This window comes from Mesorhizobium sp. M0227 (assembly GCF_040321855.1).
Lineage (GTDB): Bacteria > Pseudomonadota > Alphaproteobacteria > Rhizobiales > Rhizobiaceae > Mesorhizobium.
Map to the genome: position 1 here is coordinate 1 of NZ_JAMYSJ010000005.1, position 13,194 is coordinate 13,194.

12 protein-coding genes and 1 tRNA gene are annotated in these 13,194 nt (G+C 63.2%); 8 read left to right on the forward strand and 5 right to left on the reverse strand.

The features are described 5' to 3' along the window. Positions 1 to 162: 162 nt before the first annotated feature. Positions 163 to 630, reverse strand: a complete 468-nt coding sequence (locus NKJ00_RS08870; RefSeq protein ID WP_013529716.1) for an Hsp20 family protein — start codon at positions 628 to 630, stop codon at positions 163 to 165. 480 nt (positions 631 to 1,110) lie between these two features. On the opposite strand from NKJ00_RS08870, the gene NKJ00_RS08875 reads away from it, so the two are divergent. Further along, positions 1,111 to 2,088, forward strand: coding sequence for an alpha/beta fold hydrolase (locus NKJ00_RS08875; protein WP_023810076.1), 978 nt, complete (start codon positions 1,111 to 1,113; stop codon positions 2,086 to 2,088). Between the two features lie 97 nt (positions 2,089 to 2,185). Here the strand turns inward: NKJ00_RS08875 and hisN are convergent, their stop codons facing one another. Both hisN and NKJ00_RS08885 read right to left on the reverse strand, forming a co-directional pair. Then, positions 2,186 to 2,959, reverse strand: a complete 774-nt coding sequence (gene hisN / locus NKJ00_RS08880) for a histidinol-phosphatase (protein WP_352629484.1) — start codon at positions 2,957 to 2,959, stop codon at positions 2,186 to 2,188. Positions 2,960 to 3,287: 328 nt separating this feature from the next. Beyond that, positions 3,288 to 4,229, reverse strand: coding sequence for an N-formylglutamate amidohydrolase (locus NKJ00_RS08885; protein ID WP_352629487.1), 942 nt, complete (start codon positions 4,227 to 4,229; stop codon positions 3,288 to 3,290). 163 nt (positions 4,230 to 4,392) lie between these two features. Between NKJ00_RS08885 and cpdR the strand changes: the two genes are divergently transcribed. Continuing rightward, on the forward strand, positions 4,393 to 4,755 hold the full coding sequence (cpdR, locus tag NKJ00_RS08890) for a cell cycle two-component system response regulator CpdR (protein ID WP_006199474.1): 363 nt from the start codon (positions 4,393 to 4,395) through the stop codon (positions 4,753 to 4,755). Positions 4,756 to 4,871: 116 nt separating this feature from the next. Beyond that, a tRNA-Val gene (locus tag NKJ00_RS08895) sits at positions 4,872 to 4,946 on the forward strand. Between the two features lie 154 nt (positions 4,947 to 5,100). On the opposite strand, the gene NKJ00_RS08900 is transcribed toward NKJ00_RS08895, so the two are convergent. Next, positions 5,101 to 5,307 (reverse strand): hypothetical protein, encoded by a 207-nt coding sequence (locus NKJ00_RS08900; RefSeq protein ID WP_023810079.1) that lies wholly within the window; start codon positions 5,305 to 5,307, stop codon positions 5,101 to 5,103. 189 nt (positions 5,308 to 5,496) lie between these two features. Then, positions 5,497 to 6,651, reverse strand: a complete 1,155-nt coding sequence (locus NKJ00_RS08905; protein ID WP_352610311.1) for a dihydrodipicolinate synthase family protein — start codon at positions 6,649 to 6,651, stop codon at positions 5,497 to 5,499. Positions 6,652 to 6,891: 240 nt separating this feature from the next. Here NKJ00_RS08905 and NKJ00_RS08910 point away from each other — a divergent pair, with 240 nt between their 5' ends. Genes NKJ00_RS08910 through NKJ00_RS08930 form a run of 5 tightly spaced genes read left to right on the forward strand, consistent with a single transcriptional unit; the run spans position 6,892 to position 13,150 of the window. After that, positions 6,892 to 7,950, forward strand: coding sequence for a LacI family DNA-binding transcriptional regulator (locus NKJ00_RS08910; RefSeq protein WP_023810081.1), 1,059 nt, complete (start codon positions 6,892 to 6,894; stop codon positions 7,948 to 7,950). Further along, the gene (locus tag NKJ00_RS08915) at positions 7,947 to 9,548 is read left to right on the forward strand and encodes an acyl CoA:acetate/3-ketoacid CoA transferase (protein WP_128303132.1); all 1,602 of its coding nucleotides are present in this window, start codon (positions 7,947 to 7,949) and stop codon (positions 9,546 to 9,548) included. The genes NKJ00_RS08910 and NKJ00_RS08915 overlap by 4 nt, the downstream gene beginning before the upstream one ends. Beyond that, entirely contained in the window at positions 9,541 to 10,317 is a 777-nt protein-coding gene (locus NKJ00_RS08920) for an enoyl-CoA hydratase/isomerase family protein (RefSeq protein WP_128303133.1), read from the forward strand. The genes NKJ00_RS08915 and NKJ00_RS08920 overlap by 8 nt, the downstream gene beginning before the upstream one ends. Before the next feature lie 10 nt (positions 10,318 to 10,327). After that, positions 10,328 to 11,839 (forward strand): aldehyde dehydrogenase family protein, encoded by a 1,512-nt coding sequence (locus tag NKJ00_RS08925; protein WP_352629489.1) that lies wholly within the window; start codon positions 10,328 to 10,330, stop codon positions 11,837 to 11,839. A 57-nt stretch (positions 11,840 to 11,896) separates the two neighbouring features. Next, complete coding sequence (locus NKJ00_RS08930) at positions 11,897 to 13,150, forward strand: ABC transporter substrate-binding protein (RefSeq protein WP_292139034.1); 1,254 nt, start codon at positions 11,897 to 11,899, stop codon at positions 13,148 to 13,150. The last annotated feature ends 44 nt before the right edge of the window (positions 13,151 to 13,194 follow it).

Below are 13,194 nucleotides of genomic sequence, written 5' to 3' on the forward strand. Positions count from 1 at the left end.
CCCGCGGAGGACTTGTTGCGCCCCGGCTGCCCCCCCCGGAGCCCCCCGCCCCCCTTATACGGCCCCGGTTGGCCCCCCATGCCCCCTTCAAACCGAAACCCCCCCAAAAAAAAACCCCGCCCCCTTGCGCCCCCGCTTCCGTCTCGGGAGGAGACTTGTACTTTAGGCAGCGGTCTTGGCCTCGATCTGCTTGGCCTTGGCCGAAGACGCCGTAATGGCGATCTTGCGCGGCTTCAGCTCCTCGGGGATGTTGCGCTTGAGGTCGACGAAGAGCAGGCCGTTCTTCAGCGAGGCGCCAACGACCTCGACGTGGTCGGCAAGCTGGAAGCGGCGTTCGAAAGCCCTCGAGGCAATGCCGCGATAGAGCAGCTCAGAGCCTTCGCCGGTGCCCTCGTCCTTGCGCTCACCTTTCACGGTCAGCACGTTGCGATGGGCTTCGATCGAGATTTCCTCGTCCGAGAAGCCGGCAACCGCCATCGAGATGCGGTAGGAATCCTCACCGGTGCGCTCGATGTTGTAGGGCGGATAGGTCTGCGCGCCATCCGGCTGCGCGAGCGAATCGAGCATCGTGAAGAGACGATCGAAGCCGACGGTAGAGCGATAAAGCGGGGAAAAATCAACGTGACGCATGAGGTGTTCTCCTGTTGAGCAACATGGTTTGCGTATGGCCGGTGCGAAACCCTTGAGCGGCGTTTCGGGTGGGCCAGCGGCCCCGACATTGGCGACCGCACGAGACATTTGGGGAGCGCTGGAAAGCATTTCAAGATTTCACCTGGCGGCAAAAGCCACGGCGGCCGGCCCCTTGATGAACGGCAGATGAACCGGCACTTCGGCGCGCGTTCAGGCAGCCGGCGCTAGGGTGCATTTCAGGATCAAGGATTGGCGGCGCCGATTGCACAACAGGCACCGCAACGAGGCCGACCGGGTGTAACGTCCCTTCCTCCCGGATCGACAGAGGCCGGAAGCACGCTTTCGAGCGGCTTCCGGCCTTCCCTGGTGCAGCCTCCCCTTCACCGGGAATTCCTTGGCTTTTGGCGCATGGGCGTTTATCACCTTAGCGGAGCCGGCCAGCGCAGGCGGGCATGCGAGACGCCGAGCACGAAGCGCCGAATGACGGATCTTTTCACCGAAAACTCCCTTTTTCACGAAATCGAGGGCAATCCGCGGCCGGAAAATGCCACCGGCGGCTTCTTCACCACGCGTGACCGCAAGAATATCCGCTACGGCCTGTTCGGCGCAGTCGCTCGCCCGATGAAGGGCACCGTGGTCCTGCTCACCGGCCGCAACGAGTGCATCGAGAAATATTTCGAAACCATCCGCAACCTTGCCGATCGCGGCTTTGGCGTCGCCACCCTCGATTGGCGCGGCCAGGGCGATTCCGACCGGCTGATCCGCGATCACCAGCGCGGCTACGTCAGCAGCTTCCGCGACTACACCGCCGACCTCGAACAGTTCTTCGAGGAGATCGTGCTGCCCGATTGCCGCGGACCGTACTACATCCTCGCCCATTCGGCAGGTGCCTTGATCACCCTGCTTGCCGCCCCGTCGATGGTGAACCGCATCCGGCGCATGGTGCTGATCGCGCCCTTCCTGACGCTGCCCGACCTGCCGGTCTCGATCTCGACGGTTCGCCGCGTCTGCTCGTTGTTCTGCGTTCTCGGCCTCGGCCGGCTCTATGCCGCCTGGGGTCCGCGGCCGAAGGTGACGGCCCCTTTCGAGACCAACAAGCTGACGTCTGACCCGGTACGCTATCGACGCAACACGCGGCTCTATGAAGAACATCCGCAACTGGCGCTTGGGGGTCCGACGATCCGCTGGCTGCGGGCAGCCGCGAAAGCCTCCGAAGCTGTCAGCGACCCCGACTTCATGGCAGGAATTCAGGTCCCCCTGCTGATAATCGCCGCCGGCGCCGACCAGGTCGTCTCGACCAGGGCCGTGGAAACCTACGCCAGGCGTCTGCGGCTCGGTTCGCTGCTGATGATCGATGGCTCCCGCCACGAAATCCTGCAGGAAGCCGACATTTATCGCGAGCAATTGCTCGCCGCTTTCGACGCCTTCATTCCCGGGAGCGACGACCCCACAGCCTGACAGGCGCCGGTCGCTGGCCCGCTCCCCAAGGGGTGCGCCGGCAGTAAAACGACTGCTTCAAGCGGTCGGCATCACCTGAATGGCAGCGGACGCTCGTTTAGCCGCGCAAGGCGGCCATGGCGGCGGCATGAAGCTCCGGCGTCGCCGCGGCGAGCACATCGCCGCCCTGTTCCGCCGGCCCGCCATCGAATGTGGTGACGACGCCGCCTGCCTTTTCGATAATCGGGATCAGCGCCACGATGTCGTAGGGCTTCAATCCGGGATCGGCGACGATGTCGACGCTTCCTGAGGCGATCATGGCGAAGGCATAGCAATCGGCGCCATAGCGGGCGAGCTGGATCTGTCTTTCGAATGCATCGTAACGGTTGCGCGCCTCGCCCTTGAACAGGGCCGGCGTGGTGGTGAACAGCGTCGCTTGGTCCAACTTCGTCGTCTTACGGGTCGTCAGTTTTCGCGGCCCGCCTGGCCCCTCATAATGGGAGCCCGAGCCGTTGGCGTAGAAAAGCTCGCCGGTGAAGGGTTGCGCCATCATGCCGGCAACGGCGTCGCCGTCGATCGTCAGCCCGACCAGTGTGCCCCACACCGGCAGGCCGGAAATGAACGCGCGCGTACCGTCGATCGGATCGATCACCCAGACGTGCCGGCTCGAAATGTTCTCGCTGCCATGCTCCTCGCCTAGAATACCATGATCGGGATACTCAGCAGAGATCAGCGCCCGGATGGCGCGCTCGGCCTCGCGATCGGCCTCGGTGACCGGATCGAAACTGCCCTGTTCCTTGTTGGCGACCGCACCTTGGCTGCGAAAGCGAGGTAAGGTCTCCGTCGCTGCCACCTGCGCGATGCGGCGCATGAAATCGACACTGATGTCCAACTGATTCTCCCGCACTGCAGCATGTCCGAGCCGTGCTCTGCCGCCAATTTCGTACCAAAACAAGAGTGTTCGACGGCTTTGCCGCGACGGCATCTGTTGCCCGGATGTCACACAAGCGTCGTCGAAACGCAATTTCCACATCAGAGTGAATTAAAAAAGCCTGAAGGTCGCTTGACATTTGTGCAGCGCACAATACCCTTGATCTCGGACAGGGTTTCCTGTCCATGCCCTCCTTGGGCGTTTCCTCCCTAGACTTCGACCGTATCGTGCAAACGATGCGGTCTTTTTTTACGCCGCGATTTCACTCTGCGGCCAGCGGCCGGTCGGCTCACTCCGCGGCCAGCGGCAGGTCGATAAAATGATGGTCGGGCATCGACATCAGGTCGGCTGAGAACCGCGTCAGATCATCGGCCAGCGCATCGAAGCCGGCGGCCTTCTCGAATGTCCGCTCGTTCATGTAGAGCCCGCGATTGACCTCGATCTGCAGCGCGTGCAGATGGCGCGCCGGGCGGCCATAGTGTTCCGTGATGAAGCCGCCGGCATAGGGCTTGTTGTGGGCAACCGAATAGCCCATGGCGCTGAGCAGGCCGATCGCGGTCTCGGTCAGGGCGGCGGTTGCCGAGATGCCGAAGCGGTCGCCGATGATGAAGTCGGGCCGCAGACCGCTGTCGCCGACACGGATGCTCGCCGGCATCGAATGACAGTCGATCAGGACGGCAAAACCGAACCGCGCATGGGTCCTGGTCAAAAGCCGCTTCAGTGTCTCGTGATAGGGCTTGTAGACGGCCTCGATGCGGGCAACGGCTTCGGCCAGAGGCAGGCGACCGGAATAGATGTCGAGCCCCTCGCCCACCAGCTTCGGCACCGTGCCAAGCCCGCCGGCCACCCGCGCCGAGCGGATGTTGCAGAAAGACGGCACTGGCTCGGCGAACATGCGCGGATCGAGTTCCCACGGCTCGCGATTGACGTCGAGATAGGCGCGCGGGAAATTCGCCGCCAGCAGCGGTGCGCCGAGCGCGACGGCGCCGCCGAACAGCTCATCGACGTAGCAGTCCTCGGACCGGCGGATGGCGTTGCGGTCCAGCCTTGCCATGGCAAGGAAGCGCTCCGGATAGTAGCGGCCGCTATGCGGCGAGTTGAAGAGGAAGGGGACGCGCTGCTCGACGCCCGACCGGATTTCGAAGGGTGGAAAGACCGAAAAATCCTCGGCTGCCGTCTTCAATTTGAACGAACCCGAAAACACCAGTGCATCATGATGTGAAAGTGCCACCTTGCAAGCCGCGTGTCCAGCATTTCGGCCGCAGCACACGCCCGGCAAATATGGATCATCCCCGTCAGCGTTCACTTGATGTTTACCCTCACCTCCTCATATACAGGATGGTTAACGGGCTTGCCCAACGGCAATCTCGGGCGGGTGATTCGGACGGGATATCATGGCACGCATTCTTCTGGCGGAAGACGACGACGATATGCGTCGGTTCCTCGTCAAGGCGCTGGAGCGCGCCGGTTACCAGGTCAGCGATTTCGACAATGGCGCCAGCGCCTATGAGCGGCTGCGCGAGGAACCGTTCTCGCTGCTGTTGACCGACATCGTCATGCCGGAGATGGACGGCATCGAACTGGCGCGCCGCGCCACAGAGATCGATCCTGATTTGAAAGTCATGTTCATCACCGGTTTCGCCGCCGTTGCGCTGAACCCTGATTCCAAGGCGCCGAAAGACGCCAAGGTGCTGTCGAAACCGTTCCATCTGCGTGACCTCGTCAACGAGGTCGAGAAGATGCTGCAGGCGGCCTGAGCCGTTTTTTAAGCGAGGCGCCGCACCTCTTCGCCACTGCGGCGAGACGACGCCTTCTTTCCTTTTTCCTGCTATTGACGCGCTGGATCAAAAATGGTGTATGCGCGGCTTCGGATGGGCGTGTAGCTCAGCGGGAGAGCACTGCATTGACATTGCAGGGGTCACAGGTTCAATCCCTGTCACGCCCACCATCCAACCAGACGATCAGACTTGAATCGGCATCCTGGCCCGCTCGCCCGAGCTGGACAATTTTCGTTCGCCCAAGGGAAGCTGGACACTGGCGAGTTTTTCGAGCGCAACGCGCCCGTCCCGGCGTTTGACCGGAACGGGCCGCACTCGATCAGATCATTGCGGCGCTGGATCAGGCGTATTTCCCGGCCTGTCGCCGCCGCCCTTGCCTTCGCGACAAGGCTCTCCGAGACCGCAGCATTTGCCGTTGTAGGTGACGCCAGGCTTCAGCTTGTCGCATTCCCTGGGAGCGGTTGTCTTGCAGCCGGCCAGCACCGAAACGGCGATGGCGGCCAAAAGGACGTTTCTTGAAACAGTAAACATCAGACGTTCTCCTTGATGGACCATGTTTGGACACATCGCTTGGTCGCGCCTCGAGAGAAATTGGTTCACAAGAAAATTGGTGACGACGGCGAAAACCACCCTCGCGGTCGTTCGACAGCGGAAACACCTGGGCAGGCGCAGCAATCGCGTGGCGACGCGTCCTCTTCGACCGGTCAGCCTTTCCGCGCTTCAGATGCCCGCGACGGTGCAAAGGCTCTTCATTCTGGCTACCGCCAGATCGGGATCGGCGAGCAAACCTGCCTGGTCGGCAAGGCGGAACACGTCGGCATAGTGACGGATGCCGCGCGCCGACTGCATGCCGCCGATCATCGCAAAATGGTCCTGATGACCATTCAGCCAGGCCATGAAGACGATGCCGGCCTTATAATATTCGGTCGGCGCTTCGAAGATTTTTCGCGATAGCGGCACGGTCGGCGCCATCAACGCGTCATAGCCGGCGCGGTCACCTTCCGCCAGTTTCGCCAGCGCTGCGTTGGCGACCGGCGCAATCGCGTCGAAAATACCGAGCAGTGCGTGCGAGTGCTTCCTGCCGTCGCCGGCGATCAGTTCGGGATAATTGAAATCGTCGCCAGTGAACATGACGACGCCGTCCGGCAGCCGGTTCCTGAGCGCAACTTCCTTGCCGGCATCGAGCAATGAGATTTTTATCCCTTCGACCTTGCCGGCGTGGCGTTCGATGATGGCAACCACGGTGTCGAGCGCGGCCTCGAAATCGCTGCTGCCCCAATAGCCCCTGAGCGCCGGATCGAACATGTCGCCCAGCCAGTGCAGGATGACCTTGCCGGAGACCTGGCCGAGAATTCGGTCGTAAACACGCACATAGTCATCCGGGCCCTTGGCTGTCGCCGCGAGCGCCCGGCTGGCCATCATGATCGCGTTGCCGCCGAGCCCTTCGATGAAAGCGAACTGCTGCTCATAGGCGCTGATTACATCGTCGAGCGTCCTGGCAGCGGCGGGCGCCAGATGGTCGGTGCCGGCACCCGAGGCGAGATCGGCGCCATCGACGGTGCGCGCCTCGGCGATCGAACGGCGGATCAATTCCTGTGCGTTTGCCCAGTCGAAGCCCATGCCGCGCTGCGACGTGTCCATCGCTTCGGCGATGCGGAAGCCCAGCCGCCACAGATGGTGACGGAACGCCATCGTCCTGTCCCAGTCGACCACCGGCCTGGACCACGGATCGGTCATGGCGAGCGGATCGGCAACGATGTGCGCGGCGGCATAGGCGATACGCGAAAATCGCGCGCCGACCATCGGCTGCACGGGTTCGCCGATCAGCGTGTAGCGGGTGCTGCCGCCACCTTCACCAGGCAAGGAAATGTCCATCCATCTCTCCCTTCGAAACGCTACTAAATGGAACGTTCCAATAAATCAAGAACCTTTAAGATTCGCACGCCCCCGCAGAAGAGAATGCTGCATTGCAACAAAAAAGCCTTACAGGGCATGCCATTTGAGTACGCACAATCGATGTTCGAGGCGCTGGAAAAATCCCGATTGACTCACGAGCGGAGCAGAGATTAGAACGTTCCAATACTTTTGAGCTGCACTCGGGGAGGATGCATCTGGATGGCCAACCGGGCCAAGGCAACGATATTCGACATCGCCCGCGAAGCAGGCGTGTCCAAATCGACGGTATCGCTCGTGCTCCAGGGCAGCGGGCTGATCCGGCCCGAAACAGCGAGCAAGGTGCGCAAGGCGATCGAGGATGTCGGTTACGTCTACAACCGCGGCGCCGCCAATCTGCGCAAGGCGCACTCCAACGTCATCGGCATGGTCATCAACGATCTCACCAATCCTTTCTTCGCAGAGCTGGCGGTTGGCATGGAACGCGTCTTCCAGTCGGCCGGTATCGTGCCGTTCATCGCCAACACGGCGGAAAATCCGGTGCGCCAGGAAGAAGTGCTGAAGTCGTTGATGGAGCAAGGCGTCGCCGGTCTCATCGTGTCGCCGGCTCGCGGCACGACGCCGGGCGCCTTCCGTAGGATCGAGACGGCGGGCCTGCCGGTGGTCTTCGCCATGCGCCGGCTACCGGAAAGCCGCATCCCCGTGATCGCGCCCGATAATCATCGCGGCGCCTATCTCGCCACCGCTCATCTGATCGGCAAGGGACATCGCCGGCTGGTCTTCTTCGGCGGCTCGTCCGACCTGGTGGTCTATCACGAGCGGCTTGGCGGATTTCGCGAAGCCTGCGAGACGCAGGGCATCGCCGCCCGCGACGCACTGGTCGTCGAGGGCGAGACCAGCCGCAGAGGTGGTATAGCGTGCCTGGAAACCGCTCTCGCTATGGCTGAGCCGCCGACCGCGGCGCTCTGCTTCAACGACGCTGTCGCCTTTGGCGCCATGCTGGCGCTGCGCAAGCGTAGGCTTGAGCCGGGAACTGATTTCGCCATCGTCGGTTTCGACGACGTGGCCGAGGCCGAGCATTACATGCCGGCGCTGACCAGCGTCGCGGTGGACTCGGCCGGCCTCGGCGAACGCGCCGCCCATGTCATGCTGAAAATGATCCAGTCGCGCACCACGCGGGCCGAGGACCATATCGGCGCGGTCAATCTGGTCGTCAGGGAAAGCTGTGGCCCGGATCGCCGCACCCGAAACAGGACGGCCGGTTCGGGGAGCATGAATTGAGCAAGGTCGTTTCGGCAGCGCAGGCAGCGGGCCTGATCAAGGACGGCATGGTCGTATCCGTGTCGTCGTCGAGCGGTCTCGGCTGTCCGGACGCGGTGCTTGCCGCGATCGGCGAACGCTTCGATGGGGAAGGCCACCCAAAAAATATCACCACACTTCACCCGATCGCCGCCGGCGACATGTACGGCATCAAAGGCATCGACCATCTGGCCAAGCCCGGCCTGCTGAAGCGTACTTTGTGCGGCTCCTACCCGTCCGGCCCCTCCTCTTCCGAACCGCCGCAGATCTGGAAGATGATCGGCGACAATTCGGTCGCCGCCTACAACGTGCCGTCCGGCATCCTGTTCGACATGCACCGCGAAGCGGCCGCCAAGCGGCCGGGCGTGCTGACCAAGGTCGGTCTCGACACCTTCGCCGACCCGCGCCACCAGGGCTGCGCCATGAACGCCGCCGCCAGCGAGCCGATCGTTTCGGTGCAGCAGTTCGACGGCGAGGAATGGCTCTATTTCCGCTCCATCGTGCCGCAGGTCTCGATCATCCGCGCCACGTCAGCCGACGAGCGCGGCAACCTCACCTATGAGCATGAGGGTGCCTATCTCGGCGGCCTCGAACAGGCACTCGCCGCCCGCAACAATGGCGGCATCGTTATCGCGCAGGTCAAGCGCGTCGTCGAAAACGGCACGCTGAAACCGCATGATGTGCGCGTGCCAGGCGTCCTGGTCGACCACATCGTCGTCGCGCCCGACCAGTTGCAGACGACGCTGACACCCTATGACCCGGCCATCTCCGGAGAAATTTTCCGGCCGCTGTCGAGCTTCCGCACGCCGGAGATGAACGTCCAGAAAGTGATCGCGCGCCGCGTCGCCATGGAGTTGCGCGACGGCATGGCCGTCAACATCGGCTTCGGTATTTCCGCCAATGTCCCTCGCATCCTTCTCGAGGAAGGACAGCACGGCAAGATTACCTGGGTGATCGAACAGGGCGCGGTCGGCGGCGTGCCGCTGCTCGACTTCAAATTCGGCTGTTCGTCGAACGCCGACGCCTTCATGCCCTCGCCGCACCAGTTCATCTATTTCCAGGCCGGCGGCTTCGACGCTTCGCTGCTGTCCTTCCTGCAGATCGATCGCCATGGCTCGGTCAATGTCTCGAAGCTTTCGGCGCGCCCGCATGTCACCGCCGGCGCCGGCGGCTTTGTCGACATCACCGCACGGGCGAGGAAGATCGTCTTCTCCGGCTTCTTCAACGCCGGCGCCAAGCTGTCTCTGGCCGATGGCGGTATCCGCATCGAGCAGGAGGGCAAGGTCAAGAAGGTGGTCAACGAGGTCGAGCACATCTCGTTTTCGGGGAAGCGCGCGGTCGCGCAGGGGCAGGACATCACCTATGTCACCGAGCGCTGCGTGATGAGGCTCACGCCGGAGGGCCTGGTCGTCACAGAACTCGCACCCGGCATCGATCTACAGCGCGATGTGCTGGCGCAGTCGGAAATCCCGTTGGGCGTTGCCAAGGACCTCAAGACGACACCGGCAGCCCTCTATCAGGAGCAACCGATAGGCCTGTCACTGAATGGCGGCGCCTCGCTCGGAGGCGCGCATGGCTGAGCCTCTCGTCACCTTCAAACAGGATGGCGCCCTCGGCATCGTCACGCTGCGCCGGCCGGAGAAATTCAACGCACTGGATATCCCCATGCTTCGCGCGCTCGAAACAGCGCTCGACGAAGCGGAAGCGGCCGACGGCGTGCGCGTCGTGCTCATCCGTGGCGAAGGCAAGGGCTTCTGCGCCGGCGGCGATGTCGAGGCGTGGGCGCGGATGAGTGCCGCCGATTTCCAGGTGCAATGGGTGCGCTATGGCCACCGCGTCTTCGACCGCTTGGCGCGGCTGCGGCAGCCGACCATCGCCGTCCTGTCCGGCCATGCGCTGGGCGGCGGCCTGGAGTTGGCTGTGGCTTGCGACTTCCGCGTGGCGGAAACACAAGTGAAACTGGGCTTCCCTGAAACTTCGATCGGTGTCGTGCCCGGCTGGTCAGGCACGCAGCGCGCCGTGCGCCGCTTCGGCGCGCAGACGGTGCGCCGCATGGCGCTCGGCGGCGAGATCTTTCTCGCCCCCGAGGCACTCGCTCTGGGCATCGTCGACCGGGTGGTCGCGACTGGCAAGGCATACGACGAAGCAAGGGCGTGGGCGGAAAAGATCGCCGAGCGCGGCCCGCTGGCGACCGAAGCCGCCAAGCTGATGATCGCGGTCGCCGAAGGCGAGGAAAGTGCCGCCGCCACCGAAGCGCTGGCCAGCGGCTTCATCGCCCTGACCGGAGATCTCAAGGCCGGCGTCGATGCCTTCAAGGCCAAGCAGAAGCCAGCCTTTTCGAGATCCTAGAGGAAAACAGATGAACGCCCCCCTCAAGATCGCCATGCCGGCCGAGGCGGCTGCGGCACCGAAAGCGTACAGACTGCTGATCGACGGCAAGCATGTCGATGCCCGCGACGGCCGCACGATTGCTCGAAATAGCCCCGGCCACGGCTTCACCGTCTCGCACTACGCGCAGGCCGGCGAGGCCGAAGTGGAAGCCGCTGTGCAGGCCGCCCACAAGGCGTTCGAGACCGGACCATGGCCGCGCATGAAGGCAGCTGAGCGTGCCGCGATCCTGCTCAAGGCGGCTGACCTGATCGAGGGCCGGCTGGAAGAGATCGCCCGGCTCGATGCACTGGAATCCGGCAAGCCGATCGCCCAGGCGCGCGGTGAGATTGGCGGCGCCGTCGATATCTGGCGCTACGCCGCCTCGCTCGCCCGCACGCTGCACGGCGAAAGCTATGCCAATCTCGGCGATGCCATGCTGGGCGTCGTGCTGCGCGAGCCGATCGGCGTCGTCTCGATCATCACGCCGTGGAATTTCCCGTTCCTGATCGTCAGCCAGAAACTGCCCTTCGCGCTCGCCGCCGGCTGCACGGCGGTGGTCAAGCCGAGCGAAATGACCTCGGCGTCGAGCTTTGTGCTCGGCGATATCCTGCTGCAGGCCGGCCTACCCCCCGGCGTCGTCAACATCCTGGCCGGCTTTGGTGCCGACGTCGGCGCGCCGATGGTCAGCCATCCCCTGGTCGAGATGGTCTCGTTCACCGGCTCGACCCGCGTCGGCAAGATGACGATGGCCTCGGCCGCGCAATCGCTGAAGAAAGTCTCGATGGAGCTCGGCGGCAAGAACGGTCAGGTCGTCTTCCCGGACGCCGACCTCGAAGCGGCCGCCGATGCGGCGGTGTTCGGCGGCTTCTTCAATGCCGGCGAGTGCTGCAATGCCGGCAGCCGGCTGATCGTGCACGAGGCGATCGCCGACGATTTTCTCAGCGCTGTCAAGGCGCTTACCGCCAGGGTTACGGTCGGCGATCCGCTCGATGACCAAACCAAGGTGGGCGCGATGATCTCGTCCGACCATCTGAAGAAGGTGGCCGGCTATGTTTCTGCGGCTGAAGGCGACGGCAGCCAGGTTTACAGCGGAGGCAAGCAATTGGCCTCCAATGTCGGCCAATATCTCGATCCCACCATCATTCGCGGCGTCACCGAGGATATGGCCATCGCCCGCGAAGAAGTGTTCGGCCCGGTGCTCTCGGTGCTGACATTTGAATCGATTGAAAAGGCGTTGCACATCGCCAACGACACGCCTTATGGTTTGTCGGCGGGCGTGTGGAGCGCCAGCATCGACACCTGCATGTCGGTGGCGCGTGGGGTGCGTTCGGGAACCGTTTGGGTGAACACGTTCATGGAAGGTTATCCCGAGCTGCCTTTCGGAGGCTACAAGCAGTCCGGTCTCGGACGCGAACTCGGCAAACGCGCCGTCGAGGACTATACCGAGGAAAAGACAATCCAGTTTCATCGCGGCCAGCGCACCGGGTGGTGGGTCGGCTGAGTTGAGAAGAACCCGGTGGGCTTCACCGGTCGTGTAATGCAACAAGGGAGGTAGTACATGTTGCGCAAACTGCTTATCGGAACCGCTCTCGCATCCGGCCTGGCTTTCGCGGCCCACGCCGAGGACGTCAAGGAAGTCCAGATGCTGCATTGGTGGACGTCGGGTGGCGAAGCGGCTGCTCTCAACGTCCTTAAGGGCGATCTGGCCAAGGAAGGCTATGCCTGGAAGGACGTGCCGGTGGCCGGCGGTGGCGGCGACGCCGCCATGACCGCGCTGAAGGCGATGGTCGCGGCCGGCAATTATCCGACCGCCTCGCAGATGCTCGGCTACACCGTGCTCGACTACGCCGCTGCCGGCGTCATGGGCGACCTGACCGAAACGGCGAAGAAGGAAGGCTGGGACAAGTCCGTTCCGGCAGCCCTGCAGAAGTTTTCGGTCTATGAGGGCAAGTGGGTCGCGGCTCCGGTCAACGTTCACTCGGTCAACTGGCTGTGGATCAACAAGGCCGTCCTGGACAAGATCGGCGGCACCGAGCCGAAGACCTTCGACGACTTCGTTGCCCTGCTCGACAAGGCCAAGGCGGCAGGGGTGATCCCGCTCGCTCTCGGCGGCCAGAACTGGCAGGAAGCCACCATGTTCGACTCGGTCGTGCTGTCGACCGGCGGACCTGAGTTCTACAAGAAGGCCTTCAATGACCTCGATGACGAGTCCCTGAAGTCCGACACGATGAAGAAGTCGTTCGATAACCTCGCCAAGCTCGTCACCTATGTCGACCCGAACTTCTCGGGCCGCGACTGGAACCTTGCCACCGCCATGGTCATCAAGGGCGATGCTCTTGTGCAGGTCATGGGCGACTGGGCCAAGGGCGAGTTCAACGCCGCCAAGAAAACGCCGGGCACCGACTTCCTGTGCTATCGCTTCCCGGGCACCGACGGCTCGGTGATCTACAACTCCGACATGTTCGGCATGTTCAATGTTCCGGACGACCGCAAGGCCGCCCAGGTCGCGCTGGCCACCGCCACCCTGTCGAAGAGCTTCCAGTCGGCCTTCAACGTCGTCAAGGGTTCGGTTCCGGCTCGTACCGACGTTCCGGACACCGACTTCGACGCGTGCGGCAAGAAGGGCATCGCCGACCTGAAGGCAGCTAACGAAGGCGGCACGCTGTTCGGCTCGCTGGCCCAGGGCTATGGCGCGCCCCCGGCGGTCGCCAATGCCTATAAGGATGTCGTCTCCAAATTCGTCCATGGTCAGATCAAGACCTCGGACGAAGCCGTGACCGAGCTGGTCAAGGCGATCGACGACGCCAAGTAAGCGCCACGCGCCAAAAACGCCTTCCCCGCTCCGGCGGGGAAGGC